Origin of the sequence: Pseudomonas sp. B34(2017), from assembly GCF_002112915.1 — a bacterium.
GTDB classification, from domain to species: Bacteria; Pseudomonadota; Gammaproteobacteria; order Pseudomonadales; family Pseudomonadaceae; genus Aquipseudomonas; species Aquipseudomonas pharyngis.
Map to the genome: position 1 here is coordinate 83,709 of NZ_NEJA01000003.1, position 25,166 is coordinate 108,874.

Genomic DNA, 25,166 nt, shown 5'->3' on the forward strand with positions numbered 1-25,166 from the left:
TCCATACGGCTGAATTGGAGATCCGTGTCGTCAGTCCGGCCGCGAGGCCGAACCTTGAGTTACTGACTGACCACAACCCCAGACGTTCAAGGCGAATGCGTGATGTCCGCCATATCGTCCGCCGCCAGCGCGCCGGTATCGGAAGTTTCCAGCACCACATAGGCGCTGCTGCAGAACAGCGAGTTCAAACGTTTCATGTCAGCAATCAGCTCCAGGTGCAACGAACTGGTCTCGATACTCTGCACGATCTTGCGTTGCAACCGGCTGACATGGGCGTGGGCCAGACGCCGTTCCTGGGCGCGAAAGCGACGTTTCTCGCGCAGCAACTGGCGGGCGCTTTCCTTGTCGCCGCTGAGGAACACCGACAGCCCGAGCCGCAGGTTGGCGATCAATTGCTGTTGCAGCCCGGCCAGCTCTTCCAGTCCGTCTTCGGAAAACGACCGGCGTTGCGAAGTCTTCTGCTGCTGCACTTTGCGCAGCATGCGTTCGATCAGGTCGCTGGCCAGTTTGAGGTTGATCGCCAGCTCAATGATCTCCGCCCAGCGACGACTGTCCTGCTCGCCGAGATCTTCGCGGGGCATCTGCGCCAGGTACAGCTTGATCGCGCTGTACAGCGCTTCGACGTCATCGGTCAGCTTGCGCATTTCCTGAGTGATGGCGGTCTGTTTGCCGCGCAGCACGTCGAGGGTCGCGTCGAGCATGTTGTCGATCAGGTCGCCCATGCGCAGGGTTTCCCGGGCGGCGTTGGCCAGTGCCAGGCTCGGCGTGACCAGCGCGGTGGGATCAAGGTGGCGGGGCTTGGCGGTGCCGTTGACCTCCGGCCGCTCCGGCAGCAGCCAGGCACACAACCGCGCCATCGGCCCGACGCTCGGCAGCAGGATCAGGCAACGCGCGGTGTTGTAGAGCAGGTGGAACCCGATGACCATTTCCTGGGGGCTGAAATCCAGGCTGTCGATCCAGTGCACCAGCGGATCCAGCACCGGAATGATCAGCAACAGCCCGATCAGTTTGTACAGCAGGCTGCCCAGCGCCACCTGCCGGCCGGCGGCGTTCTGCATGCTGGTGCTCATGAACGCCAGCACACCACTGCCGATGTTGGCGCCGATCACCAGACCGATCGCCACCGGCAGACTGATCACCGCAGCGCCGGCGAGGGTGGCGGTCAGCAGCACGGCCGCCAGGCTGGAGTAGGAAATCATCGCGAACAGCGCGCCGACCAAGGCGTCGAGCAGGATATCGCCGGTCAACGAGGCGAAAATCACCTTCACCCCTTGGGCATGGGTGATCGGCGCAGCGGCCTCGACGATCAATTGCAGCGCCAGAATGATCAGCCCAAGCCCGATGGACACGCGGCCCATCTGCCCGAGCCGCGTCTGTTTGCGCGACAGAAAGAAAATCACCCCGATAAAAATCAGCAGCGGCGACAGCCACGACAGGTCGAACGTCAGCACCCGCGCCATCAGTGCCGTACCGACGTCGGCACCCAGCATGGTCGCCAGGGCCGGGGTCAACGCCATCAGGCCCTGACCGACAAAGGACGTCACGAGCATGGCAGTCGCGTTGCTGCTCTGCACCATCGCGGTCACGAGGATGCCGGCGACAAAGGCCAGCCAGCGTTTGGACATGTTCTGGCCGATCACGTGGCGCAGATTGGTGCCGTACACCCGCAGGATGCCGGTTCGAACGATATGCGTGCCCCAGATCAGCAGGGCCACGGCAGACAGCAAATTGAGCAGGGTGAGCATGCAGACCCCCTGTAATGGCAGCGCCCCAGAGGGGCAAGTGGACGGTACCGCGCAATTTCTACGTTCTGATACTTAAGCTGTAGTTGGCTAACGGTCTGGGCGCCAGCATTGCACAGCTAAAGCGGGGATTGAAACAAAAGTGTCATGAAAACAGGTTCATGCAGCCATGAAAAAAGGGCCCGAAGGCCCTTTGATCTGTTGCGCAGCGTTCGGGTTACTGACCCGGAATATCCTTGCGCAATTTCACCGGATCCTGCTGTTTGCGTTTTTTCGCGATGGCGGTGCGCATCTTGATGTTGATCGCTTCGACCGCCAGCGAGAACGCCATGGCGAAGTAGACGTAGCCTTTCGGTACGTGCACGTCGAACGATTCGGCAATCAGTACGGTGCCGACCACCAGCAGGAACGACAGCGCGAGCATTTTCAGCGATGGGTGCTTGTCGATGAACTCGCTGATCTTGCCCGAGGCCAGCATCATCACCAGCACGGCCACGATGATCGCCGCGACCATGACCGGAACGTGGGACACCATGCCGACGGCGGTGATCACCGAGTCCAGCGAGAACACGATGTCGATGATTGCGATCTGGATGATGGTGTAGAGGAAGTTGCCGCCCTTGCCCGAAGGCTCGTCGCCAGCTTCGTCTTCACCTTCCAGTGCGTGGTACATCTCCTGGGAGCTTTTCCACAGCAGGAACAGGCCACCGAAGAACAGGATCAGGTCGCGGCCGGAAATGCCCTGGCCGAACACTTCGAACAGGTCGGCGGTGAGGCGCATGACCCAGGTGATCGACAGCAGCAACAGGATCCGCGTGATCATGGCCAGGCCAAGACCGAAGATCCGGGTGCGGGCCTGCATGTGTTTGGGCATGCGGCTGACCAGGATCGAAATCATGATGATGTTATCGATGCCCAGAACGATTTCCAGGGCGGTCAGGGTGAAGAAGGCAACCCAGATCTCAGGGTTGGTCAGCCATTCCATGTGTATTCCTTTGAGCGAGTGTTAAACCAGGACGCCAGCAATCAGCTGGCGTCCGGGTGAGTTTGGTGCCGTTACAACGTGCTGAACAGCGGGAAAGTCCCCAACAGCAAGGCTGCGACCAGTATGCACAGGCAGACCAGCACTGCCCACTTCAGGGTGAAACGCTGGTGATCGCCGAACTCGATCCCCGCCAGTGCGACCAGCAGGTATGTCGACGGCACCAGTGGGCTCAGCAGGTGAACCGGCTGACCGACGATCGAGGCACGGGCCATTTCCACCGCGGTGATGCCGTAATGGCTGGCCGCTTCGGACAACACCGGCAACACACCGTAGTAGAACGCGTCGTTCGACATGAAGAACGTGAACGGCATGCTCACCAGCGCCGTGATCACCGCCAGGTACGGGCCGAGGAAATCAGGGATCACCGCCAGCAGGCTTTTCGACATCGCATCGACCATGCCGGTGCCCGACAGGATACCGGTGAAAATGCCTGCCGCGAAGATCAGACTGACCACCGACAGCACGCTGCCGGCGTGGGCCGCGACGCGATCCTTCTGCATTTGCAGGCAAGGGTAGTTGACGATCATGGCAATACTGAACGCCACCATGAACAGCACCGGCAGCGGCAGCAGGCCGGCGATCAGGGTGCACATCAGGGCCAGGGTCAGCAGGCCGTTGAACCAGATCAGTTTCGGACGGCGGGCATCCGGGAATTGCGAGACGCTGATTTCGCTGTGATCGATTTCGTCGCCGATCAGGTGCAGCTCACCCAGACGCGCACGCTCACGTTTGCCGTAGAAGTAGGCAATGATCAGGATCGCCACCACACCGGCAGCCATCGCCGGGATCATCGGTACGAAAATGTCCGACGGGTCCACGTGCAGCGCACTGGCGGCACGGGCGGTCGGGCCACCCCATGGGGTCATGTTCATCACGCCGCCGGCGAGGATGATCAGACCGGCCATGATCCGCGGGCTCATGCCGATGCGGCTGTACAGCGGCAGCATGGCGGCCACGCAGATCATGTAAGTGGTCGCGCCGTCACCATCGAGGGAAACGACGAGCGCCAGAACGGCGGTGCCGACCGAAACTTTCAGCGGGTCGCCCTTGACCAGTTTGAGGATCTTGCGCACGGCCGGGTCGAACAGGCCGGAGTCGATCATCAGGGCGAAATACAGAATCGCGAACATCAGCATCACGCCGGTCGGCGCAAGCTTGGTAATACCTTCGAGCATCATCGGGCCGATCTTCGGAGCAAAGCCACCGAACAGGGCGAACAGGATCGGGATGATGATCAGAGCGATCAGCGCAGACAGGCGCTTGGTCATGATCAGGAACATGAACGTGATGACCATGGCGAAGCCAAGGAAAGTCAGCATGGGAATACTCCAGGCGTAGCGCGGCTAGGTAAGTGAGCGGATCGGGTTGGATCAGCGCAGAACGGGAAGCACAAGGCGTACGGGCGGAGTCGGAGCGAGGAGGCGCGTTACAGAGGACATCAGAATCACCATTGTTGTTGTTAATTGGGCCTGTCGTGCGGGCAATCACACGCGTTGGCCAACCGGTCTGTTGCCGGCAGTGGGGGCGATCCTAATCGGGGAACCTTTCAGCTACCTTTCGCGCAAGAAAGCTTTGGGCGAACGGCCAACCGGCCGTCGGATGCGGGCTAGAGTCAATGAACACGGGAAGCGGAGGGCAGGGCGATGACTGAGTTGCACAGCGGTGGCTGCCATTGCGGACATATCCGCTATCAGTTCAGCGGAGCGTTGCACGACATCGCCCACTGTCATTGTTCGGTCTGTCGAAAGGTCAGCGGCGGCATCGTCACCACCTGGATCACGCTGCCGGCAGCGAACTTCCAGTGGCTGGCCGGGACGCCTTCGCGCTATGACTCGTCGACCAGTTGCGCCCGGTTCTTCTGTCCGAACTGCGGCGCACAACTGGCGCTGGTAACGTTGCTCAGCCCCGAGAGCATCGATCTGACGGTCGCCACACTGGATCATCCGGAGCAGGCCGCCGCAGAGCGGCATATCTGGACCGACAGCCAGTTGCCATGGCTGCACCTGGACGAGCATTTACCTGGCGAACCCGAAGAAACCATCTGATTAAAAAACAGACAGATCCAGCGGCCGCATCGCCCCCATCCAGATTGCATGGTCGGTGTGGTCGAGCAAGTCATCGCCGGTGTCCGGGTGCAGGAACACCACCAATCCCTTGCGATTGAGCGCCAGCCACGGCAGCACATCGCCGATCAGCTCCGGGCCGAAGGCCAGCTGGCAGCTCCAGTCCGGGTGCGGGCCGACCGGGCGCTCATGCACGCGGCCCATCTTCAATGGAAATAATTGCGCGGCCTGCTCACACAGCGCCCGCGCCTGTTCGATCGTGCTGGCGTCGTAATAAACGTGGGCGTGATAACCCTTGATCGTCTGCATCGCAAACCCTCTGAATCGGTTCGAACCCTCGGCGCTGCCCGTATGTCACACGCCATACAAGGGAAAACAAAAGGGACCTCAGCCATGAAAAATGCCGAAACCCCGGCGGTGAAAGTGGTGCTCTATGGTGCCATGAGTAGCCTGGGCAGTGCGTTGATGGCTGAACTGCTGCGTCGCCAGCACGAAGTCATTGCCATCCTCGACGATCTGACGGCGCTCGCCCCACGGCCGGGGCTGCGCACCAAAAGCGGCGATCTGCTCGATGCCGAGCGGGTCAATCAGAGCGTGGCCGGCAGCACGGCAGTGATCTGCCTGCTGAATGCGCCGGGCTTGCCACTGAGCAGTGATCATGTCGAGAAATCCGTGGTGCTGGGGCCGGTGGAACAGGTGCTGGCGGTGGATGCACTGATCGATGGGCTACAGGCGGCAAACGTCTCGCGGCTGTTTGTCATCGGCGAATTCGAAGCACTGGACGATCCGGAAAACGCCGACCCGCTGCAACGCCACGCCGCTCTGGAAGTGCGCGAAGCCCTGCAAAGCAGCCCGCTGCACTGGACGCTGGTGAATGCACCGCGCAGCGTCGCCGGGCTGACGATCGAGCATTTCAATCAGGTCGGCCGCACGCTCGAACCGGGTCTGGCCGAACCGCTGGAGCGCCTGAACCGGGTAGCGGTGGGCATTGCCGATGAGCTGCGGCTGAATCTGCATCTGCGTCAGCACGTGGATTTTGTCGCCGCTTCCTGATCCGTTACACCGCAATCGACGGCAGCGCCAGCCCGGCCAGGGATTCGGCGCTGCTCGCCTGTTCGGCCATCAGCCAATCCACGAACGTCTGGATCAACGCGCCCCGGCGTTTGCGCTGCGGCAGCACCACGTAATAACCGAGGCGCGACAGGATGGTCTCAGCGATCGGCCGGCACAACAAACCCTGGGTGAGCAAGTTATCCACAAGGTGCCGCCAGCCGATGGCCACGCCCTGACCGCCAATCGCCGCTTGAATCAACAAAGTGTAATTGTCGAAGCGCAGTTGGCCCGGGGCCGGCGGTGTGCTGATGTTCAGCGCGCGAAACAGACCGCTCCAGTCGAACCAGTTGCTGCTGTTTTCCCCGCGCAGGTGCAGCAATGGAAACTCCATCAATGCCTGGGCGGGCATGGGCAGGGGACGATCCTTGAGCAATTGCGGGCTGCACACCGGGAATACTTCTTCGCTGAACAACCAGTGACTTTCGCCCTGTTTGAAGCGACCGTCGCCGAACAGCACCGCAACGTCGATATCCGGGCGCAGCATGTTGTGATTGCGCTCGCTGGTGACCAGGCTCACGTCCACCTGTGGATAAGCTTCATGGAAGCGGTGCAGACGCGGCATCAGCCAATACGCGGCGAAGGCGAAGTCGGTGGCGACTTGCAGTACTTCGTGCTGCTGTTGTGAGCTGATCGCGCTTAATCCCGCGTCGATATTCTGCAAACCAAGGGTAACTTGCTCGAACAGGATCGAGCCGACCTCGGTCAGTTCGATGCCCCGGTAGATACGATCGAACAGCCGTGTGCCGAGTTGCTCTTCCAGCCGTTTGATCTGCTGGCTGATTGCCGGTTGCGTCGTGCCGAGCTCCACCGCCGCAGCGGTAAAACTGCGATGACGGGCCGCCGCCTCGAAAGCGCGCAGCAGGTCGAGCGACAAATCACCGAGGGCTTCATACATAAGCTGTGCTTATCCTAGTCATTGTCCGGCGCGGGCTTTACCGGATATTGCGTGGACTCCATGCTCGATCGCAGCAATGTCGCATAAATATTCACTATGGAATGCCGCGATCACATGAAGCGCAAGAACATTCTTTTCATCATGGCCGATCAAATGGCCGCGCCAATGTTGCCGTTCTACGGCCCGTCGCCGATCAAACTGCCGAATCTCAGCCGCCTCTCCGAACAAGGCGTGGTATTCGATGCCGCTTACTGCAACAGCCCGCTGTGCGCACCGTCGCGTTTCACCCTGGTCAGCGGCCAGTTGCCGAGCAAGATCGGCGCCTACGACAACGCCGCCGATTTCCCCGCCGACATTCCCACTTACGCGCATTACCTGCGCCGCCTCGGTTATCGCACCGCGCTGTCGGGCAAGATGCATTTCTGCGGCCCCGACCAACTGCACGGTTACGAAGAGCGCCTGACCAGTGACATCTATCCGGCCGACTACGGCTGGGCGGTGAACTGGGACGAGCCTGATGTGCGGCCGAGCTGGTATCACAACATGTCTTCGGTGTTGCAGGCCGGGCCGTGCGTGCGCACCAACCAGCTCGACTTCGACGAAGAGGTGGTGTTCAAGGCTCAGCAATATCTGTTCGACCATATTCGCGAGGATGGCGACCAGCCGTTCTGCCTGACCGTGTCGATGACTCACCCTCACGATCCGTACACGATTCCCAAGGCGTTCTGGGATTTGTACGACGATGCGGATATCCCGCTTCCTACGACATCGGATCAGCATTCACTCGACCCGCACTCCCAGCGATTGCTCAAGGTCTACGACCTGTGGGACAAGCCGCTGCCTGTGGATAAGATCCGCGATGCGCGCCGCGCGTACTTCGGTGCATGCAGCTATATCGACGCCAACGTCGGCAAACTTCTGCAAACCCTCGAAGATTGTGGACTGATGGACGACACGGTCATCGTGTTTTCCGGTGACCATGGCGACATGCTCGGCGAGAAGGGCCTCTGGTACAAAATGCACTGGTACGAAATGGCCGCGCGAGTGCCCCTGTTGATAAGTGCGCCCGGTCAGTTCAAATCGGGCCGTGTCAGCGCTGCAGTCTCCACCGCCGATCTGTTGCCGACCTTTGTCGAACTGGCCGGCGGCAACCTGGAACCGAATCTGCCGCTCGACGGCCGTTCGCTGGTTCCGCACCTGCAAGGGCAGGGCGGTCACGACGAAGTGTTCGGCGAATACATGGCCGAAGGCACCGTCAGCCCGCTGATGATGATTCGTCGTGGCGCCTTCAAATTCATCTACAGCGAAACCGACCCTTGCCTACTCTTCGATGTGGATAACGATCCACGCGAGCGGGAAGAACTCAGCCAATCGCCACAACATCGCCAGCTGTTCGACGATTTTCTTGCCGAAGCGCGGGCCAGGTGGGACATCCCGGCAATCCACCGCGAAGTCCTCGAAAGCCAGCGTCGTCGGCGTTTTGTCGCCGAGGCGCTGACGATCGGCAAGCTGAAGAGCTGGGATCACCAGCCGCTGGTGGACGCCAGTCAGCAATACATGCGCAACCACATCGACCTCGATGACCTGGAGCGCAAGGCCCGTTATCCACAACCCTGCCAAAACCAATAACGTTAAGGGGAAGTCCATGGTCAAGTTATCCACAGTCGTGACGGTCAGTCTGCTGGCACTGGGCAGCGCATCTGCGTTCGCCGAGAGCTGCGACACGGTGAAAATGGCCGATCCCGGCTGGAGCGACATCGCCGCGACCAACGCCATCACCGGGTTTCTGCTGGATGGCATGGGCTACAAGGCCAAGGTTGACACCCTCGCGGTGCCGATCACCTTCGGAGGCTTGAAGGATGGCCAGGTCGACGTGTTCCTCGGCAACTGGATGCCGGCGCAGCAGGGCTTCTACGACAAGTTCGTCGCCACCGGTGACGTCACCCAACTGGCGAAGAACCTCGACGGCACCGAATTCACCCTGGCCGTGCCGGATTACGTGTGGAACGCGGGTGTGCATAACTTTGCCGACCTGAACAAGTACGCCGATAAATTCGAGAAGAAGATTTACGGCATCGGCTCCGGCGCGCCAGCAAACATTTCGCTGCAAGAGATCATCAAGAAAAACGACTTCGACCTGGGCCAATGGAAGCTGATCGAGTCCAGCGAACAGGCGATGCTGGCCGAAGTGTCGCGGGCGGTGAAGAAGCAGAAGTTCGTCACCTTCCTCGGCTGGACCCCGCACCCGATGAACGTGCAGCTGAAAATGCATTACCTCAAGGGCGGCGAGAAGTACTTCGGCGACACCGGCAGCGTCTACACCCTGACCCGCAAGGGCTACGCCGAGGCTTGTCCGAATGTGGGTAAATTGCTGACCAATCTTTCGTTCACTCAGGAGATGGAGAACAGCATCATGGCCGAGGTGGTGAACAAGAAGGTCAGCAATGCGGAGGCGGCGAAGGCGTGGATCAAGGCGAATCCGGGGGTGTTGGACAAGTGGCTTGATGGTGTGAAGACCGTGGACGGCAAAGATGCGTTGGCGGCAGTTAAAGCCAAACTGTAACTGCGCGGGCCGATCGTTCCCACGCTCTGCGTGGGAATGCCGCAATGGACGCTCCGCGTCCCGGGCTGCGTACAATGCGCAAAATTTCATCCGAGAGGATCCATGGCCCTCCCCAGCCGCCGCTCACTTTTCCCCTTCCTGACCTGGCTGCCCCGGCAGACCCGCGCCAGCGTCGGGCGGGACCTGGTCGTCGGCCTCAGCGGGGCGATTCTCGCGTTGCCCCAGTCGATTGCCTACGCCCTGATCGCCGGTCTCCCACCGGAGTACGGGCTCTACGCCGCCATCGTTCCGGTATTGATCGCCTGCCTGTGGGGCTCGTCGTGGCATCTGATCTGCGGCCCGACGGCAGCGATTTCGATTGTGCTGTTCGCCAGTGTCAGTCCGCTGGCTGTGCCTGCGTCTCAGGACTACATCACCCTGATCCTGCTGCTGACCTTCCTCGCCGGGATTTTCCAGTGGTTGCTCGGCCTGCTGCGCTTCGGCGCGCTGGTGAATTTTGTCTCGCATTCCGTGGTGCTGGGTTTCACCCTCGGCGCTGCGGTGGTGATTGCCATCGGTCAATTGCCGAACCTGCTGGGACTGGATCTGCCGGCCAAGGCCACGGCGCTGGCCAGCCTGATGGATCTGCTGCGCCATCTCGGGGCTGTGGATAAACCGTCGCTGGTCCTCGGTGTAGCCACGGTGGTGGTCGGAGCGTTGCTCAAACAATGGCTGCCACGCTGGCCGACGCTGTTGATGACCTTGGTCCTCGGCAGTCTGGTGGTGTGGCTGTGGCCGGCGATGTTCGGCCATGTTCAATTGGTCAGTGCATTTGTCGGGCGCTTGCCGCCGTTCAGTGGATTGCCGCTGGATATGGATCTGATCCTGCGCCTGCTGCCCAGTGCCGTGGCGGTGGGCATGCTCGGGCTGGTCACCAGCCTGTCGATTGCCCGTTCGATTTCCGCACGCTCGCAACAGTTGCTCGACGCCAACCAGGAAGTGCGCGCGCAGGGTCTTTCGAATATTGTCGGGGCGTTCTTTTCGGGATCGTTGTCCGCTGGCTCGTTCACCCGTTCCGGGCTGAGCTATGAGGCCGGGGCGTGTTCGCCACTGGCCGGGGTGTTTTCGGCGTTGTGGGTGGCACTGTTCGCGATTTTCGGTGCGGGGCTGATCGCGCATATTCCGATTCCGGCCATGGCCGGCAGCATTCTGCTGATCGCCTGGGGACTGGTGGATCATCGCGGCATTCGTGCGCTGCTGCGGGTCAGCCGGGCGGAATTCGTGGTGATGGGCCTGACCTGCATTGCCACGTTGCTGCTGGAATTGCAGACGGCAATCTACGCTGGCGTGCTGGCGTCGCTGTTTTTCTACCTCAAGCGCACCTCGCAGCCGAGAGTACAGCACTGGCGTGATGGCGAAGATGATGTACTGCGGGTCGGCGGCTCGATCTTTTTCGGCGCCAGCCACTATCTGCAAGTGCGCCTGCAACGGATGCACGGCGCGCGGGTGGTGATCGAGGCGCAGCAGATCAACTTCATCGACTATTCCGGCGTGGAAATGCTCCATCAGGAAGCCCGGCGCCTGTTGCGCCAGGATCGCAGCCTGACCTTGCGTCAGGCGCGACCGCAGGTGGTGGAGGAGTTGCGCAAACTCGAAGGGCCGGAGAAATGCCCGATCCGCTTCGAGGACTGAGGGCGCCTTACAGCGCCAACTGCCGACGCAATTCCGCCAGAACCGGCGCAGTGTCGGGACGCACACCGCGCCACAGGAAGAACGCCTCGGCAGCCTGTTCGGCCAGCATGCCCAAACCGTCCATCACCACACCCGCGCCGTGCTCGCTGGCCCAGCGGCAGAACGCGGTCGGTTCCTTGCCGTACATCATGTCGTAGCACAAGGTCTTGCCGGGCTCGATCAGGCTTGGCGCAATCGGCGGCACGTCGCCGGTGAGGCTGGCGGAGGTGGCGTTGATGATCACGTCCACCGGCTCGCGCAACCAGTCGTAACCACTGGCCGACACCGGCCCCAGATCACAGAACAGTTCGGCCAGCAGCTCGGCCTTGTCCACCGTGCGATTGGCGATGATCACCGAGGCCGGTTTTTCCGCCAGCAACGGCTCCAGCGCACCACGCACCGCGCCACCGGCGCCGAGCAGCAGAATGCGTTTGCCGGCGAGGCTGAACCCGGCGTTGACCGTCAGATCGCGCACCAGCCCGGCGCCGTCGGTGTTATCGCCGAGCAGGCTGCCGTCGTCGCGCTTGCTCAAAGTATTCACCGCACCCGCGCGTTTGGCGCGGGCAGTCAGGCTGTTGGCCAGGCGATAGGCGTCTTCCTTGAACGGCACGGTCACGTTGGCGCCGCGACCTTCCCGGAAAAACGCCGTTGCGCAGCCGGAAAAGTCCTCGAGCGGCGCCAGCAGGGTGCTGTAGTCGAGGCTTTGCCCGGTTTGTTCGGCGAACAGTTTGTGAATCATCGGCGACTTGCTGTGGCCGATCGGGTTACCGAAAACGACGTAACGATCCATCAGAAGTCCTCAGGCCTGGGCCAGCCAGTCGCGATCTTGCAGGAAGTACTCGGTCAGGCGCGCTTCTTCGCTGCCCGGCTCGGCTTTCCAGTCGTAGGCCCAGCGCACTTGCGGCGGCAGCGACATCAGGATCGACTCGGTGCGCCCGCCCGATTGCAGGCCGAACAGGGTGCCACGGTCGTAAACCAGGTTGAATTCGACGTAGCGGCCACGGCGGAATTCCTGGAACTCGCGCTGTTTGGCGGTGAAGGCGTCGTTCTTGCGCCGTTGCACGATCGGCAGGTAAGCGTCGATGTACGCATCGCCGATGGCGCGCATGAAGGCGAAACTGGTGTCGAAGTCCCACTCGTTCAGGTCATCGAAGAACAACCCGCCGATGCCGCGCGGTTCGTGGCGATGCTTGATGTGGAAATAGGTGTCGCACCAGGCCTTGTAGCGCGGGTAGACGTCCGGGCCGAACGGCGCGCAGGCCTGCTCGGCGACGCGGTGCCAGTGGATGCAGTCTTCTTCGTTGCCGTAGTACGGGGTCAGGTCGAAGCCACCGCCGAACCACCAGACCGGTTCTTCACCTTCCTTCTCGGCGATGAAAAAGCGTACGTTGGCGTGGGACGTCGGCACATGCGGGTTGTGCGGGTGGATCACCAGCGACACGCCGAGGGCTTCGAAGCCACGCCCGGCCAGCTCCGGCCGATGGGCACTGGCGGACGGTGGCAGGCCACTGCCGAAGACGTGGGAAAAGTTGACGCCGCCCTTTTCGATCACCGTGCCGTTCTCGATCACCCGGGTCCGACCGCCACCGCCGGCCGGACGGGTCCAAGCGTCTTCGACGAAGCGCGTGCCACCGTCTTCGGTCTCCAGCGCGGCGCAGATGCGGTCTTGCAGGTCGAGCAGATAGGCCTTTACGGCGTCGGTGCGGGTCGTCATGGCTTCACCTTGGATCGGGCGGAACTGCGCGGCGCCCCGCGCAAATGGGCGCGTAGCATACCATCGCAAACCGGCACGCCGCAGTTGACGAAGATCAAGCATGAGCGTTCGATAGGGACCTTCCCAAATGACCCAAGGAGTAGGCAGATGGCCAAGCGAATCCAGTTCCGCGCCCACGGCGGCCCCGAAGTGCTCGAGTACGTTGACTATCAACCGGCCGAACCCGGTCCGCAGCAGGTTCGCGTGAGCAACAAGGCCATCGGCCTGAACTTCATCGACACCTACTACCGCAGCGGTCTTTACGCGCCACCGGCGTTGCCTTCGGGCGTGGGTGCGGAAGGCGCCGGCATTGTCGAGGCCGTGGGCAGCGAGGTCACCCGATTCAAGGTCGGTGACCGTGTGGCGTACGGCAGCGGCCCGTTGGGCGCGTACAGCGACGTCCACGTTCTGCCGGAAGCGAATCTGGTGCACCTGCCCGACGCCATCAGCTTCGAAACCGCCGCCGGCGTGATGCTCAAGGGCCTGACCGTGCAATACCTGCTGCGCCAGACCTACGAACTCAAGGGTGGCGAAACCATTTTGTTCCACGCAGCGGCCGGCGGTGTCGGCTTGCTCGCCTGCCAATGGGCCAAGGCCCTGGGCGTGAAGCTGATCGGCACCGTCAGCTCGAAAGCCAAAGCCGATCTGGCCAAGGCCCACGGCGCCTGGGAAACCATCGACTACAGCCACGAAAATGTCGCCCAACGGGTGCTGGAATTGACCGACGGGATAAAAGTCCCGGTGGTCTACGACGGCGTCGGCAAGGACACCTGGCCGGCTTCGCTGGACAGTGTGGCGCCCCGTGGCCTGCTGGTGAGCTTCGGCAATGCGTCGGGCGCGGTGGACGGGGTGAACCTGGGGATTCTGGCGGCGAAAGGTTCGCTGTACGTCACCCGTCCGACCCTGGCGACCTACGCCAATAACGCCGAAAACCTGCAGCGCATGGCCGACGAGCTGTTCGGGATGATCACCAGCGGCAAGCTGAAAGTGGATATCAGCCAGCGTTATCCACTGGCTGATGCGGCGAAAGCGCAGACCGAGCTGTCTGCACGGCGCACCACGGGCTCCACTGTTCTGCTGCCCTGACCACCGATGACCTCGGCTCATCTTCATGACTGTACCGGGGTCTTTTCCGTCGTCACGAAAAACGGCGTCTTGCCGGCCAGGGTGGTTTCGAATTCCTGACGGGCAAGACGCTTCACCTCCACCCCCAAAACACCCGGCAGCCTGAGCAATGCACTGGCCTGTCCTTCGACTTGCAACGCATCTTCAATGACGCTCTGTGCGTTGGCTGTCAGTACGTCCTCGGCTATGACCAGACGCATGCGTGTCCCCTCGGGCTGTCGATCAATCTGCACCTGGACATCGGTGTTCTGCAGCTGCGGCAAAAGCTGTCGGAGTACGTGCAACACCTGTGACTGAGTGATGATCGCGCCCCCCAGTTTGATCGATGTTTCCACCCGCCCCTCAAGCGCCAGTACCGGCATGGAACTGCCACAGTCGCACTTCGTCACTGTGCGCAGGATTCGCCCACGATCGCCGATCCGGTAACGCAACAACGGCACATGATCAGGCAGCAGCGGTGTCAGTAAGAACTCACCGGTTTCTTCTTCAGCCACAGCTTGAAGGGTCAACGGATCAACCACTTCGAGCAGCATGGCATCGGCATGCAGGTGATAAAAGCCATGCTCCAGATGAGCACACTGAAAACCGATGGGGCCGGTCTCCGTCGAGCTGTAGCCCAACGAGCGAATGTTGAGCATCGGCCAGTCCCGGGCCAACTGGTCGCGCAGCGTTTTACTGCAGGGTTCTCCAATGTAGTAAAGCCACTTCAGGCTGCACAATTGCACAGCGCCGACTTTCTTATGATTGAACAACGCGGTGGCGAAGGAGGATGTGCATATCAACGCATCTGCCTTGTGTGCCTCAATGAGCTCGGCAACGCGCTGCACGCCCATCTGTGAACCGGCAGGCAGCAGGCGTGCGCCAATGTGCTCGACGATGGCTGCCGCGTATTGAAAGGCACCCTGCATTTCCCCGGCTGTCAGGCAGTTGACGACCACCTCAGGGCGTTCGTCCGTCGCACCGAACATCCGTGCCCCCAAGGGCACGATTGCAGCGTTGAACGCCCAGGAATGGGTGATCTGTTTGCGATTGCCGGTGCTGCCTCCCGAGGTCAGGGTCAGTCCGCCGCCCGGTGCTCGATGGGAAGCTTCACCGAGCGCGGAAAACAGCACGCCGCCGGACTCGTCTTCCACCGCCAGAACCGGCAATCGATGCAGATCGGCCAATCCCCGCACTTCCAGGATTCGCGGATACAGCGCACGAAACCACGGCAGTGAACGCGCGTGAGCCAATTTATGCACAAGCGCCTCGGTCCAAACGTCGGTGACCGGTTCATTGCTCATTGCCGCGCCCTCCCTGACGAATGCCCAACTCATCAAATCCGCTACGGACGGCGTTCGCCAGAGACTCCAGATGGAGCTGACTGTGGCTCGCGCTGATGGCCAGACGCAAAATGGCCTCGCCCTTGGCCACCACCGGAAACACCGCGGTGGTGACCGCCATGCCCTGCCGGCGCAAATGCTGCGCCAAGCTTATCGCATCTCTCTCGGCCCCGACACGGATAAAACGAATGGGAGACGCGACGTGATGATTGCCCAGCACCGGCCCCAGCAACCTGTCGACCGTGGCGATGTTTCGCCACAACGCCGCCTGCAACTGCTCCAGTTCCGGGGACAAATGGATTTTGCCGGAAGCGACTGCCGCACCTACCCCGCCAACGGACAATGGCCCGCCAAACGTGTAAGTCGACGCATGGCGCCGAATCATCTCGGCATCGGCTTCGGTGCGCACAGTGATTGCCCCACCGGTTGCACCGAACGCCTTGGACAGCGACGACAGGAGGATCAGCCGGCCGCGCTGGCGTTCATCCGCCGCGTCCAGAGCGTAACCACCTCCGGCCAAGCCATGGATCGAGGTACCGTGGGCGTCATCCGCATAGAGATAACCGTCGAAACGCTCCGCCAGTTGCAGCAGCCGATTGATAGGGTACACACCGCGCATTGAGCCAATGCTGTCGGTCAGGATGATCGGGGTATTACCCGCCGCGACTGCCGTTGAACACGCTTCTTCGACCTGCTCTACGTCGCTGCAATCGCGGCGCTGTATCGGGCCGAATTGCCAGAGAATGCCTTGCAGCACTTGCATCGAAGCATGAGCGGCACGGTCGACAATCCAGCACGGGCCACGACGCATGGGATACGAGGGCATCTCGCCGGAGCCGAGCAGCGGCAGACAGCCAAGATGTGCACTGCCCACCGAGTTAAAGGTGACTGAATGCCCCTGAAATATCCGGTTCAGCAGTTCATCCAGCTCACGCATGGGTGGCAACAGCGCCCTAGTTCGTGCGGCGGCGAACTGCACACCGAAAGACTCCGCAGCGCTCATGGCTCCTCGAATCAAACGAGGATCACATTCCAGGCCCAGATAAGAGCAGGAAAGAAACTCGGTCAGCCGTTCGCCGTTGTCGAGTTCGATCTCCTTGCCTTCACGCTTATCCAGCTTCAGGCCGTTCAGCCCTGCATCGAACAGCTGTTGCTGATCGTCACGCGCTTGCCGGACACGGTTTTTGATCCAATTGACGGTCGGTTGAAAGGTGTTCATCGGGATACCTGCAAAGAGGGAGAGCGGCGATAGACCTGGACATGCCAGAGCTGGGTTCTTTCTCGTGCAATGTCTGCCTGGTACTGGTGGGTGATATCGCAGAAGCCAGCGCAATCGGGTCGCACCACATGCAAATGCCCCCGCATGACCACCTGTGCGTTTTCCGACAGCGCCGGGGCCAGGCGCTGCAAAACGTTCTTGCCGGCCGCTTCGGGCATGAAAGAAGGCACGTCCGACAGCGATACGAAATCGATGTCGGCTTCCCCGGCAGCACAGTCAAGGATGTCAGCCTGCATCACACGTAACTCGCACTGCCGAAGTCCCTCACGGGCCCGCTGGAAGATCTGCGGATCGCACTCCAGCGGAAAGCCTTGTGGATAACGCAGCTCACCGAAAAACAGCATTTGCAGGAAAAAGCTCTCGCGGACCACTTGAGTGGTGAACAACGTATGGAAAATTCCCAGATACGCCGCGCGGGAACTGATCCCGAGGTTGTTGGGTGGAAACGCGCCCTTGTACAACAACGAATTGAGGACCGCCGCGTTTCCCAGCAAAGCGATCACGGCTTTCCAGCGCCTGAGCGGAAAGCGGGCTCGGTAATATTCCGTTTGTTCGTCAAGCTGGCTGAACTGAAAAATGCCCCGGCCGGCCTTGCCGGTAAACAGTCCGGTGATCTTCGCCAACCGCTTCAGGGTTTGCTCGAATGCGCCCATGTAGATCGGCGCTTCCCAACGTCGGGACTGGAAGAAAGCGGACAACCAGCGACGATCCGCCGGCGGTAAAACCAGTTGCTGGAAAAGAGAGCGGCGCCGCGCCCGCATACTTTCCATTCGATAGCCCATGAACGCCATGAACGACTCGTGATCGGTCTGTTCCAGCAGGGCAAACCGCAATCGGGTAAACGCCAGTTGCGGCGCGCTGATATCGGTACAGGTCATGCGTGTCGGGGAGGCGGCCAATAACGGCAACAGCCGGCCGCCGCATCCGGCGATACCCAGCACGTGCCCGGCACGTCTGGGCAGGATCGCGTACTCAAGCGCGGTGTCCTCATCCCCGAGCGTGTAGTTGAGCCGGTCGAAATAATCAGCCATGTCTGCCTCCAGCCATCTGATCTGAACATCGGCGGGCGGCCTTCATTGGTTGGCCAGGGCGTGGAGGAAGTCATAACCGGGCGCCAGCCCGTTTTGCCAGGCCTCGAACTGCTCATAGACCGCCTCAAGCATGTTGCCGGTCAGGCGCAGGCTGGTTTCCATCACGGTGGCAATCGCATCCCAGTCTTCCTGACGCTTGCAGGTGCGCTGCAGCATGAGTTTGATTTCGTTGAAGTGCTCGATATCAATGTCGGAATGTGCAATGAAGAATGTAAGTTGAGCGGGTTTTAGCGACAGTGTTTCACTCAGACTATCTATGAGCGGAGTAATGAACTGGTAGGCATTTTCTGCCCAATAACTATAACCAAGTCGTTGTAGCGGATTACCGGTAAAGGAAATCCAGTATAAGTACGCGATCAATACATCTGTAGCCGGAAGTGCAGGCGGAATATCAAACACTTCATTCTTCAAACCAAGACTCATGACATCGTGTAGTGCCATCTTTTCATGGCCGACTTCCTGTGCCGCATGTTCAAAACAGAACTTTGCATACACAGGATTATCCGCATGTCGGACACCGACCAATCCTTGATTTCGCGCATTGTGCGCCGTGTAGTGAAAAGTCTGAATCATGTAGATCGCATACAAGGCTTTGGAAACGCTGCCCTCACGGATGGCTTTCACCAGCCGCGAACTTTCCAGAATATCGGCCCATGACTTTTCGATTCGCTCATCGAGCAGGCTTAATTGTTGTTCAAAACTGAGAGGCGTATTCATCAACGGAGGTCTCCAATGGGTTGGCGAGCAGGTGGGCAGACTGTTGAAGTGCCGTGAGGATTTGCTGCCATTGAGCCGAGAGCAGCCAGTAATCGCCGCGTTGGCGTTGTTCGATGTGCAGCGCGTCGGTGGTAATGGGCGTCAAGCCGAAGCGCTGGAACAATCGCCGCTGCGGTGATCGGCAGAGCGCGGTAACCCCTTCATAACCCCGCGTGACCGCCCATTCCGTGGCAGCCGCCAGCAGGCCGTTGATCGACATGGGGAACTGAGTTTGTGAGTGACTGATCAAGCGACTGAACTCGACATGGCGCGACAGCGTCGTGGCGGGAGACAGTTGCTGCTGCGCCAGTGAGGCCCATTCGAACGGCGCAGGGGTCACTCTCAATACGGCCGTGGGCCTGTCGTGCTGATACAACAGAAAGTGGGTACTGCGCGAAATAATCGCCAGGCGTGTTTCAAGTGACCTGGCTCTGGGTGTCAACATGTAGTGTTGCAATCGCAGCCGGAAATGGCGAGAAACAAACCGTTCAAACTCTCGTGTGTCTGATCCTGCTTCAAGAATAACGATGCGATAGTTTTCATGACGCCTTTTAAAGGTCGTCTGAATCTCCTGCAGATAATCCGTTAATTGCGAATCCCTGATATCCATTTCTTCTCCGCAGCCGTTAACTTTTCGAAGTTTTCTGAGCGCATTGAAATAATGAATGGTTTTAGAAAAATCGCCACTGTGTGGCTTCTGAGAATAACGTCGGAAAAATTACAACAATTGAATACTTAAAGATTCATCTGACGTAGAAAGGAAAATTTAAAACCAAAACCCGAGTTATTACTTCAGATACATGAAGGAAAAATCGCAGGCACGCGTAGTACTCCTCGCCATGAAAGCCGAGGAGCACTCAAAAATTAACCAAGGGTGGTATCAGGCCGGACGCACGATATTGCCGGTGGCCAGATCCCGAATCAGACTCGGATTCTTGCGACCGCCAAGCGCTCCGCCAAGCACCAGATCGACCTGACCACGGAAATACTGCTCGACCCGCAAGCGCGTGCGCGCTGCCGGCCGCCCCTGCGGATTGGCCGACGTCGAAATCAACGGCCCTACCAGCGAGCACAGATCCCGCACCTGCGGATGATCGCTGACCCGCAGCGCCACGGTGTCATGCACCCCGGTCACCCACTCTGGCAACAGGTTCTGGTGCGGCACCAGCCAGGTGTTCGGGCCCGGCCAGGTGCTGGCCATGCGGTCGATCCAGTCCTGCGGGAAATCCTCGAACAGAAAATCGAACTGACGAATGTTGTCGGCGACGAGGATCAAGCCCTTGTCCACCGAACGGTTCTTGATCGCCAGCAGGCGATCCACCGCTTCTTCATTCCAAGGATCGCACCCCAGCCCCCAGACGGCTTCGGTTGGATAGGCAATCACCGCCCCGGCGCGAACCTCTCGTGCGGCTTGTTGCACACGCCAACTGTTGACCATGAAAAACTCTCCGCAAACAGGTTTCGCGCAGTTTACCGATCTTCAATGTAAAACCTAGCTCACGCGCGCAAACCAGCGGCCGTTTTCGCACACCGCGCGGCCATCCATCTCCAGTTCGGTGAGTGCCGCCAGCACTTTGGGGAGCGCCCAGCCACTGCTGTCGGCCAGCCCCTCGCTGGTGTGCGGCGCCGCGTGCAGCAAGCTCAACAACGGGTTCTCCGGATTCGCTGCGGCTGTGGATACCGGCAGATGCTGCCAGCCGCGCAGGGCTTCGAGAATATGCTCGATGGTTTCCACCAACACGGCTCCGTCGCGTATCAGTTGATGACAGCCCCGAGCGCCGGGGTGATGGATCGAACCCGGAATGGCGTACACCTCACGCCCCTGTTCCGCCGCCAGCCGCGCGGTGATCAAGGAACCGCTGGCGACACTGGCCTCGACCACCAGCACGCCGAGGGACAAGCCGCTGATGATGCGGTTGCGTCTTGGGAAGTTGCTCGCCGTCGGCCCGGTGTCCAGAGGAAACTCCGAAAGCACCGCACTGCCGGACGCAATCATCGCGTCCGCCAGCCGACGGTTGCGCTGTGGATAAAAGTTTTCCAGGCCAGTACCGAGCACGCCGACCGTTTGCCCGCCGACGTCGACAGCGGCTTGATGCGCCGCCGCATCGATGCCCAGCGCCAGGCCACTGGTGATGACAAACCCGGCACCCGCGAGACTGCGGGAAAACGCAGCGGCAGTGTCCATGCCCGGACGGGAAGCGCGGCGACTGCCGACCATCGCCAGCTGCGGTTTTTCCAGAATCCGTGGGTTGCCAGCGACGAACAGCAAGGGCGGCGGGTCGGGAATCTGCGACAGCAAGGCCGGGTAATCCGGGTGATCCCACATCAACAAATGTTGATCCGGACGCTCTAGCCAGCGCAATGCATGGCTGGCGCCGTCGCGAACTTCAGGGCAGCGTCGGGCCTCGGCGCAGGCCGCCGGCAAACCCAGCGAACGCCAGGCGGTGGCCGGTGCGCTGATCGCCTTCGAGGCGCAGCCGAAGGCTTCGAGCAGTTTGGTGAATCGCTTGGGACCGATTTCCGGCAAGCGGTGCAGGCGCAGGCGCGCTTCCAGTTCTGCCGGCGACACCGACGGGGAGACAGGCATCATCATGGATCATCCTTGATCGTTATAAGGCCCGAACCTTTCGGAACAAGCTGTGGATAACTCTGTTGGTAACTTGTGAAGCCAGCTAAGGATTTCGCACCTTGTCCAGCACCGCCAGCGAGCGCGATGCGTTCAGCACGAGGCCGTAACTGAGTTTGTCGTAGGTGCGAAACACCATCAGCAATCCGGCGCGTTCATCCGGTATTTTCAGCGGTTGACCGGTGATCCGGTCACGCACGGTTTCCCCGGTTTTCATCACCACCAGCACGTTGCCCTCCGCCAGGCCGTCGCGTTTGCCTTTGTTCAGGGTCACCACGTCCATCGCGCCGATCTGCGTGACGCCGCGCGGCACATCGATGATCAGGCCGTTGATGTCGGTGGAGGGCGCGCTGGGCATGAAGGTCGAGTTGATCGAACGCTCTTCGCCGCTGAACAAGCGGTCGCCGAGGCGCACTTCCTGGGTCGTGCGTTGCAGGGCGAGGGTGGCGACGTCGCCTTCGGTGGCGACGATCTCACCACCGCCGATGTCGTCGGCGTTGATCCCCAGAAACTCCTTGCTCTGCGGATCGGTGTAGACCTTGCCCTGGCGGAAGATGCCGTAGACCGGCTGGTTCGGATCGAAATGGCCACGGGCGAAGATCCGGTCACCGGTGCCGCTGAGCACCCGTTCGGCATCGCCGGCGACGATGTACGGCGCCTTGTCGAAGTCCTCGACCTTGTCGACGATGCGGTTGCTCAGCAGAAAGCTGTTGATCGATTTGAGCGGAATGCTCGGAATCGCATCGGCCACCGGACTGGTGCGGATGCGCGGCGACAGCTTGATGGTGCCGCGTGACTCGCCGCGATTGACGGTCAGGCGCGGCTGGCCGTTGACGTAACTGAGCGTCAGCGTGTCGCCCGGATAGATCAGGTTGGGGTTTTCGATCTGCGGATTGGCCCGCCACAACTGCGGCCACTGCCAGGGTTCGCGCAAATATTTACCGGAGATGTCCCAGAGCGTATCCCCCGAAACCACCGTGTATTGCTGTGGAAAACCTTCCTTGAGTTGCACTTGCCCGTACGCGGTACCGGCCGAGGCCAGAAACAGCAGGGCGAGTAGTGATTTCCTCATGCGGTGAATCCCTTTATTATGTGCGTTCGCGTGAAACGCCAGAGCCCCCGTGGCTCGCTCCCTGCTCTATGCTGAAAATCAAGGAGCTACGTTTCACAACGGTAGCCTGCATCTTCGGACCCGCCAGGCCATCGCCCGACTTTACCTCACACGTGCAGCAATCAAGCTTATGGCCATTTTGAACATCCTCGAATTTCCGGACCCGCGTCTGCGCACTATCGCCAAACCTGTGGCTGTAGTGGACGACGAAGTGCGTCAGCTGGTCGATGACATGTTTGAAACAATGTATGAAGCGCCGGGCATCGGCCTTGCCGCGACCCAGGTCAACGTGCACAAACGTATCGTCGTGATGGACCTTTCCGAAGACCGCACCGAACCGCGGGTGTTCATCAACCCCGAGTTCGAACCGCTGACCGACGAAATGGAGCAATACCAGGAAGGCTGCCTCTCGGTGCCGGGTTTCTACGAAAACGTCGACCGCCCGCAGAAGGTCAAAATCAAGGCTCTGGACCGTGATGGCAAGCCTTACGAACTGATCGCCGAAGGCCTGCTCGCCGTGTGCATCCAGCACGAATGCGACCACCTCAACGGCAAGTTGTTCGTCGATTACCTGTCCACGCTCAAACGCGACCGGATCAAGAAGAAACTGGAAAAGCAGCACCGCCAGAACGCTTGATGCCCCTCTCCAAAGGCTTGCTGCGGCAAGCCTTTTTCTTTTTATGAGACTCCCCCATGACTGAGCCACTGCGCATCGTTTTTGCCGGCACCCCGGAATTCGCCGCCGAACACCTCAAGGCCCTGCTGGACAGCCCTTACGAGATCGTTGCGGTCTACACCCAACCGGATCGCCCGGCCGGGCGTGGGCAAAAACTGATGCCGAGCCCGGTCAAACAGCTCGCCCTGGAAAACAATATCCAGGTGTTGCAGCCGCCGACCCTGCGCAACGCTGACGCTCAAGCCGAGCTCGCTGCGCTCAAGCCGGATTTGATGGTGGTGGTTGCCTACGGCCTGATCCTGCCGCAAGCGGTGTTGGATATTCCGCGCCTGGGCTGCATCAACAGCCACGCCTCGCTGCTGCCACGCTGGCGCGGTGCGGCGCCGATCCAGCGCGCCGTGGAAGCGGGCGATGCCGAGAGCGGCGTCACCGTCATGCGTATGGAAGCGGGCCTCGATACCGGGCCGATGCTGCTTAAAGTCGTGACCCCGATCAGCGCCGAAGACACCGGCGGCAGCCTCCATGATCGCCTTGCCGAAATGGGCCCGCCCGCCGTGGTGCAGGCGATTGCCGGTCTGGCCGCTGGCACCCTGGAAGGCGAAGTGCAGAACGACGAGCTCGTCACCTACGCGCACAAACTGAACAAGGACGAAGCACGCCTCGACTGGAGCCGTCCGGCCGTCGAGCTGGAACGTCTGGTTCGCGCCTTCAATCCATGGCCGATCACCCACAGCACGCTCAACGGCGAAGCGCTGAAAGTGCTGGCGGCGACACCGGCCGAAGGCAAAGGCGCACCGGGCACGATTCTCGGCGCCAGCAAGGACGGCCTGCTCGTCGCCTGTGGCGAACAGGCTCTGTGCCTGACCCGTCTGCAATTGCCCGGCGGCAAGGCGCTGAACTTCAGCGATCTGTTCAACAGCCGTCGTGAGAAATTCGCCACCGGCACCGTGCTGGGTGCAGCGGTGGACGCACAATGAACCCACGTCTGGCCGCCGCCAAGGCACTCGCCGCCGTTCTGAGCGGCAAGGCTTCGCTCAATAGCTCCCTGCCGACGCAACTGGACAAGGTCGAGGATCGCGATCGCGGCTTCACTCAGGACCTGGCGTTCGGCACCGCGCGCTGGCAGCCACGCTTGTCGGCGCTGGCGGAAAAACTGCTGCAGAAGCCGTTCAAAGCCGCGGACGCCGATGTCGAGGCGCTGCTGCTGGTCGGCCTCTATCAACTGCTCTACACCCGCGTTCCGCTGCACGCCGCCATTGGCGAAACCGTCGGTTGCGCCGACAAGCTGAAAAAGCCGTGGGCCAAGGGCTTGCTCAACGCCGTACTGCGCAATGCCCAGCGCGAACATGAGGCGATCTTCGCCGAACTGGAACGCGATCCGGTGGTGCGCACCGCCCACCCGCGCTGGCTGCAAAAATCCCTGAAGGCCTTCTGGCCTGAGCAATGGGAAGCCATCTGCGAAGCCAACAACGCGCATCCGCCGATGATCCTGCGGGTCAACCGTCGTCATCACAGCCGTGACGCATACCTGGGTCTGCTGATAGAAGCGGGAATCGCTGCGCAGCCGTGCACTTTCAGCCGCGACGGCATCGTGCTGGATGCTGCTGCCGACGTGCGCAGCCTGCCTGGCTTCGCCGAAGGCTGGATCAGCGTGCAAGACGAAGCCGCGCAACTGGCCGCCGACCTGCTCGACCTCGCGCCGGGCCAGCGAGTGCTGGACGCCTGCTGCGCGCCGGGCGGCAAGACGTGCCACATCCTCGAAGCCGAACCGGCACTGGCCGGCGTGGTGGCGGTGGACCTGGAAGCCAAGCGTCTGGTGCGGGTCAAGGAAAACCTCGAACGCCTCGGTCTGAATGCCGAACTGATCGCCGCCGACGGTCGCGACACGGCAGCGTGGTGGGACGGCAAGCCGTTCCAGCGCATTCTGCTCGACGCGCCGTGCTCGGCCACCGGCGTGATCCGCCGTCACCCGGACATCAAGCTGACCCGTCAGGCCGACGACATCGCCGCCCTCGCGCAACTGCAAGGCGAGTTGCTCGACGCGATGTGGAAAACCCTCGAAGTGGGCGGCATTCTGCTCTACGCCACCTGCTCGACCTTGCCGACCGAGAACACCGAAGTGATCGCCGCGTTCCTTGAGCGCACGCCGGGCGCGCGGGAGCTGGATCTGGCCACCGCCGCCGGGATCAAGCAGCCCCATGGTCGCCAATTGCTGGCCCAGCAGGGCGGGCATGACGGGTTCTACTACGCCAAGCTGATCAAGATCGCTGCCGCGCGCGGCTAAACGGATTCAATG

24 protein-coding genes are annotated in these 25,166 nt (G+C 61.0%); 9 read left to right on the forward strand and 15 right to left on the reverse strand.

Annotated elements, in window-relative coordinates; genetic code table 11:
* Nucleotides 1–86: 86 nt before the first annotated feature.
* The 3 genes from CAF80_RS10005 to CAF80_RS10015 form a co-directional block, all read right to left on the reverse strand.
* Nucleotides 87–1,745 (reverse strand): Na/Pi cotransporter family protein, encoded by a 1,659-nt coding sequence (locus CAF80_RS10005; protein WP_074689766.1) that lies wholly within the window; start codon nucleotides 1,743–1,745, stop codon nucleotides 87–89.
* A 214-nt stretch (nucleotides 1,746–1,959) separates the two neighbouring features.
* Complete coding sequence (locus tag CAF80_RS10010; protein ID WP_074689767.1) at nucleotides 1,960–2,727, reverse strand: TerC family protein; 768 nt, start codon at nucleotides 2,725–2,727, stop codon at nucleotides 1,960–1,962.
* Between the two features lie 71 nt (nucleotides 2,728–2,798).
* On the reverse strand, nucleotides 2,799–4,106 hold the full coding sequence (locus tag CAF80_RS10015; RefSeq protein ID WP_007954069.1) for a CitMHS family transporter: 1,308 nt from the start codon (nucleotides 4,104–4,106) through the stop codon (nucleotides 2,799–2,801).
* A gap of 324 nt (nucleotides 4,107–4,430) precedes the next feature.
* Between CAF80_RS10015 and CAF80_RS10020 the strand changes: the two genes are divergently transcribed.
* Nucleotides 4,431–4,832, forward strand: a complete 402-nt coding sequence (locus CAF80_RS10020) for a GFA family protein (protein WP_085667287.1) — start codon at nucleotides 4,431–4,433, stop codon at nucleotides 4,830–4,832.
* On the opposite strand, the gene CAF80_RS10025 is transcribed toward CAF80_RS10020, so the two are convergent.
* The gene (locus CAF80_RS10025) at nucleotides 4,833–5,159 is read right to left on the reverse strand and encodes a DOPA 4,5-dioxygenase family protein (RefSeq protein WP_039764906.1); all 327 of its coding nucleotides are present in this window, start codon (nucleotides 5,157–5,159) and stop codon (nucleotides 4,833–4,835) included.
* An 84-nt stretch (nucleotides 5,160–5,243) separates the two neighbouring features.
* Here CAF80_RS10025 and CAF80_RS10030 point away from each other — a divergent pair, with 84 nt between their 5' ends.
* Nucleotides 5,244–5,903, forward strand: coding sequence for an NAD(P)-dependent oxidoreductase (locus tag CAF80_RS10030; protein ID WP_074689770.1), 660 nt, complete (start codon nucleotides 5,244–5,246; stop codon nucleotides 5,901–5,903).
* 4 nt (nucleotides 5,904–5,907) lie between these two features.
* Here the strand turns inward: CAF80_RS10030 and CAF80_RS10035 are convergent, their stop codons facing one another.
* A complete protein-coding gene (locus tag CAF80_RS10035) occupies nucleotides 5,908–6,858 on the reverse strand; it encodes a LysR family transcriptional regulator (protein WP_074689771.1) in 951 nt (316 codons plus the stop codon).
* 114 nt (nucleotides 6,859–6,972) lie between these two features.
* Between CAF80_RS10035 and betC the strand changes: the two genes are divergently transcribed.
* From betC to CAF80_RS10050, 3 genes are all read left to right on the forward strand, one after another.
* Nucleotides 6,973–8,487 carry a choline-sulfatase gene (gene betC, locus CAF80_RS10040; RefSeq protein WP_085667288.1) on the forward strand — a complete coding sequence of 505 codons (1,515 nt, stop codon included), beginning with the start codon at nucleotides 6,973–6,975 and terminating at the stop codon, nucleotides 8,485–8,487.
* A 16-nt stretch (nucleotides 8,488–8,503) separates the two neighbouring features.
* On the forward strand, nucleotides 8,504–9,421 hold the full coding sequence (choX, locus tag CAF80_RS10045; protein WP_085667289.1) for a choline ABC transporter substrate-binding protein: 918 nt from the start codon (nucleotides 8,504–8,506) through the stop codon (nucleotides 9,419–9,421).
* A 102-nt stretch (nucleotides 9,422–9,523) separates the two neighbouring features.
* Nucleotides 9,524–11,092 carry a SulP family inorganic anion transporter gene (locus CAF80_RS10050; RefSeq protein WP_085647169.1) on the forward strand — a complete coding sequence of 523 codons (1,569 nt, stop codon included), beginning with the start codon at nucleotides 9,524–9,526 and terminating at the stop codon, nucleotides 11,090–11,092.
* Nucleotides 11,093–11,099: 7 nt separating this feature from the next.
* On the opposite strand, the gene aroE is transcribed toward CAF80_RS10050, so the two are convergent.
* Together aroE and hemF are read right to left on the reverse strand one after the other, a co-directional pair.
* Nucleotides 11,100–11,921: a shikimate dehydrogenase gene (gene aroE, locus CAF80_RS10055; RefSeq protein WP_085667290.1), complete on the reverse strand. Its 822-nt coding sequence runs from the start codon at nucleotides 11,919–11,921 to the stop codon at nucleotides 11,100–11,102.
* Nucleotides 11,922–11,930: 9 nt separating this feature from the next.
* Complete coding sequence (gene hemF, locus CAF80_RS10060) at nucleotides 11,931–12,845, reverse strand: oxygen-dependent coproporphyrinogen oxidase (protein WP_007954079.1); 915 nt, start codon at nucleotides 12,843–12,845, stop codon at nucleotides 11,931–11,933.
* A 147-nt stretch (nucleotides 12,846–12,992) separates the two neighbouring features.
* On the opposite strand from hemF, the gene CAF80_RS10065 reads away from it, so the two are divergent.
* Nucleotides 12,993–13,970 (forward strand): NADPH:quinone reductase, encoded by a 978-nt coding sequence (locus tag CAF80_RS10065; RefSeq protein WP_074689774.1) that lies wholly within the window; start codon nucleotides 12,993–12,995, stop codon nucleotides 13,968–13,970.
* Nucleotides 13,971–13,993: 23 nt separating this feature from the next.
* Here the strand turns inward: CAF80_RS10065 and CAF80_RS10070 are convergent, their stop codons facing one another.
* The 8 genes from CAF80_RS10070 to CAF80_RS10105 form a co-directional block, all read right to left on the reverse strand.
* Nucleotides 13,994–15,292 (reverse strand): phenylacetate--CoA ligase family protein, encoded by a 1,299-nt coding sequence (locus CAF80_RS10070; protein ID WP_085667291.1) that lies wholly within the window; start codon nucleotides 15,290–15,292, stop codon nucleotides 13,994–13,996.
* A complete protein-coding gene (locus CAF80_RS10075; protein WP_085667292.1) occupies nucleotides 15,282–16,550 on the reverse strand; it encodes an aminotransferase class I/II-fold pyridoxal phosphate-dependent enzyme in 1,269 nt (422 codons plus the stop codon). The genes CAF80_RS10070 and CAF80_RS10075 overlap by 11 nt, the downstream gene beginning before the upstream one ends.
* Nucleotides 16,547–17,641: a DUF3419 family protein gene (locus CAF80_RS10080; RefSeq protein WP_085667293.1), complete on the reverse strand. Its 1,095-nt coding sequence runs from the start codon at nucleotides 17,639–17,641 to the stop codon at nucleotides 16,547–16,549. The genes CAF80_RS10075 and CAF80_RS10080 overlap by 4 nt, the downstream gene beginning before the upstream one ends.
* 42 nt (nucleotides 17,642–17,683) lie before the next feature.
* Nucleotides 17,684–18,418 (reverse strand): iron-containing redox enzyme family protein, encoded by a 735-nt coding sequence (locus tag CAF80_RS10085; RefSeq protein ID WP_039764924.1) that lies wholly within the window; start codon nucleotides 18,416–18,418, stop codon nucleotides 17,684–17,686.
* Complete coding sequence (locus tag CAF80_RS10090; protein WP_085667294.1) at nucleotides 18,396–19,067, reverse strand: hypothetical protein; 672 nt, start codon at nucleotides 19,065–19,067, stop codon at nucleotides 18,396–18,398. The genes CAF80_RS10085 and CAF80_RS10090 overlap by 23 nt, the downstream gene beginning before the upstream one ends.
* A 270-nt stretch (nucleotides 19,068–19,337) precedes the next feature.
* Nucleotides 19,338–19,895: an L-threonylcarbamoyladenylate synthase gene (locus CAF80_RS10095; RefSeq protein WP_039764929.1), complete on the reverse strand. Its 558-nt coding sequence runs from the start codon at nucleotides 19,893–19,895 to the stop codon at nucleotides 19,338–19,340.
* A gap of 54 nt (nucleotides 19,896–19,949) precedes the next feature.
* Nucleotides 19,950–21,050 carry a DNA-processing protein DprA gene (gene dprA, locus CAF80_RS10100; RefSeq protein ID WP_085667295.1) on the reverse strand — a complete coding sequence of 367 codons (1,101 nt, stop codon included), beginning with the start codon at nucleotides 21,048–21,050 and terminating at the stop codon, nucleotides 19,950–19,952.
* 79 nt (nucleotides 21,051–21,129) lie between these two features.
* Complete coding sequence (locus CAF80_RS10105) at nucleotides 21,130–22,155, reverse strand: LysM peptidoglycan-binding domain-containing protein (protein WP_085667296.1); 1,026 nt, start codon at nucleotides 22,153–22,155, stop codon at nucleotides 21,130–21,132.
* Between the two features lie 169 nt (nucleotides 22,156–22,324).
* On the opposite strand from CAF80_RS10105, the gene def reads away from it, so the two are divergent.
* The 3 genes from def to rsmB are packed head-to-tail and all read left to right on the forward strand — an operon-like array spanning nucleotide 22,325 to nucleotide 25,154.
* Nucleotides 22,325–22,831 (forward strand): peptide deformylase, encoded by a 507-nt coding sequence (gene def / locus CAF80_RS10110; RefSeq protein WP_039764933.1) that lies wholly within the window; start codon nucleotides 22,325–22,327, stop codon nucleotides 22,829–22,831.
* A gap of 56 nt (nucleotides 22,832–22,887) precedes the next feature.
* Nucleotides 22,888–23,847, forward strand: a complete 960-nt coding sequence (gene fmt / locus CAF80_RS10115) for a methionyl-tRNA formyltransferase (protein ID WP_085667297.1) — start codon at nucleotides 22,888–22,890, stop codon at nucleotides 23,845–23,847.
* The gene (rsmB, locus tag CAF80_RS10120) at nucleotides 23,844–25,154 is read left to right on the forward strand and encodes a 16S rRNA (cytosine(967)-C(5))-methyltransferase RsmB (RefSeq protein ID WP_085667298.1); all 1,311 of its coding nucleotides are present in this window, start codon (nucleotides 23,844–23,846) and stop codon (nucleotides 25,152–25,154) included. The genes fmt and rsmB overlap by 4 nt, the downstream gene beginning before the upstream one ends.
* Nucleotides 25,155–25,166 lie beyond the last annotated feature (12 nt).

Bases quoted from the DNA above. Each gene is read 5' to 3' on its own strand.
- CAF80_RS10005 (WP_074689766.1), bottom strand. From the start codon at position 1,745: ATGCTCACCCTGCTCAATTTGCTGTCTGCCGTGGCCCTGCTGATCTGG.
- CAF80_RS10010 (WP_074689767.1), bottom strand. From the start codon at position 2,727: ATGGAATGGCTGACCAACCCTGAGATCTGGGTTGCCTTCTTCACCCTG.
- CAF80_RS10015 (WP_007954069.1), bottom strand. From the start codon at position 4,106: ATGCTGACTTTCCTTGGCTTCGCCATGGTCATCACGTTCATGTTCCTG.
- CAF80_RS10020 (WP_085667287.1), top strand. From the start codon at position 4,431: ATGACTGAGTTGCACAGCGGTGGCTGCCATTGCGGACATATCCGCTAT.
- CAF80_RS10025 (WP_039764906.1), bottom strand. From the start codon at position 5,159: ATGCAGACGATCAAGGGTTATCACGCCCACGTTTATTACGACGCCAGC.
- CAF80_RS10030 (WP_074689770.1), top strand. From the start codon at position 5,244: ATGAAAAATGCCGAAACCCCGGCGGTGAAAGTGGTGCTCTATGGTGCC.
- CAF80_RS10035 (WP_074689771.1), bottom strand. From the start codon at position 6,858: ATGTATGAAGCCCTCGGTGATTTGTCGCTCGACCTGCTGCGCGCTTTC.
- betC (WP_085667288.1), top strand. From the start codon at position 6,973: ATGAAGCGCAAGAACATTCTTTTCATCATGGCCGATCAAATGGCCGCG.
- choX (WP_085667289.1), top strand. From the start codon at position 8,504: ATGGTCAAGTTATCCACAGTCGTGACGGTCAGTCTGCTGGCACTGGGC.
- CAF80_RS10050 (WP_085647169.1), top strand. From the start codon at position 9,524: ATGGCCCTCCCCAGCCGCCGCTCACTTTTCCCCTTCCTGACCTGGCTG.
- aroE (WP_085667290.1), bottom strand. From the start codon at position 11,921: ATGGATCGTTACGTCGTTTTCGGTAACCCGATCGGCCACAGCAAGTCG.
- hemF (WP_007954079.1), bottom strand. From the start codon at position 12,845: ATGACGACCCGCACCGACGCCGTAAAGGCCTATCTGCTCGACCTGCAA.
- CAF80_RS10065 (WP_074689774.1), top strand. From the start codon at position 12,993: ATGGCCAAGCGAATCCAGTTCCGCGCCCACGGCGGCCCCGAAGTGCTC.
- CAF80_RS10070 (WP_085667291.1), bottom strand. From the start codon at position 15,292: ATGAGCAATGAACCGGTCACCGACGTTTGGACCGAGGCGCTTGTGCAT.
- CAF80_RS10075 (WP_085667292.1), bottom strand. From the start codon at position 16,550: ATGAACACCTTTCAACCGACCGTCAATTGGATCAAAAACCGTGTCCGG.
- CAF80_RS10080 (WP_085667293.1), bottom strand. From the start codon at position 17,641: ATGGCTGATTATTTCGACCGGCTCAACTACACGCTCGGGGATGAGGAC.
- CAF80_RS10085 (WP_039764924.1), bottom strand. From the start codon at position 18,418: ATGAATACGCCTCTCAGTTTTGAACAACAATTAAGCCTGCTCGATGAG.
- CAF80_RS10090 (WP_085667294.1), bottom strand. From the start codon at position 19,067: ATGGATATCAGGGATTCGCAATTAACGGATTATCTGCAGGAGATTCAG.
- CAF80_RS10095 (WP_039764929.1), bottom strand. From the start codon at position 19,895: ATGGTCAACAGTTGGCGTGTGCAACAAGCCGCACGAGAGGTTCGCGCC.
- dprA (WP_085667295.1), bottom strand. From the start codon at position 21,050: ATGATGATGCCTGTCTCCCCGTCGGTGTCGCCGGCAGAACTGGAAGCG.
- CAF80_RS10105 (WP_085667296.1), bottom strand. From the start codon at position 22,155: ATGAGGAAATCACTACTCGCCCTGCTGTTTCTGGCCTCGGCCGGTACC.
- def (WP_039764933.1), top strand. From the start codon at position 22,325: ATGGCCATTTTGAACATCCTCGAATTTCCGGACCCGCGTCTGCGCACT.
- fmt (WP_085667297.1), top strand. From the start codon at position 22,888: ATGACTGAGCCACTGCGCATCGTTTTTGCCGGCACCCCGGAATTCGCC.
- rsmB (WP_085667298.1), top strand. From the start codon at position 23,844: ATGAACCCACGTCTGGCCGCCGCCAAGGCACTCGCCGCCGTTCTGAGC.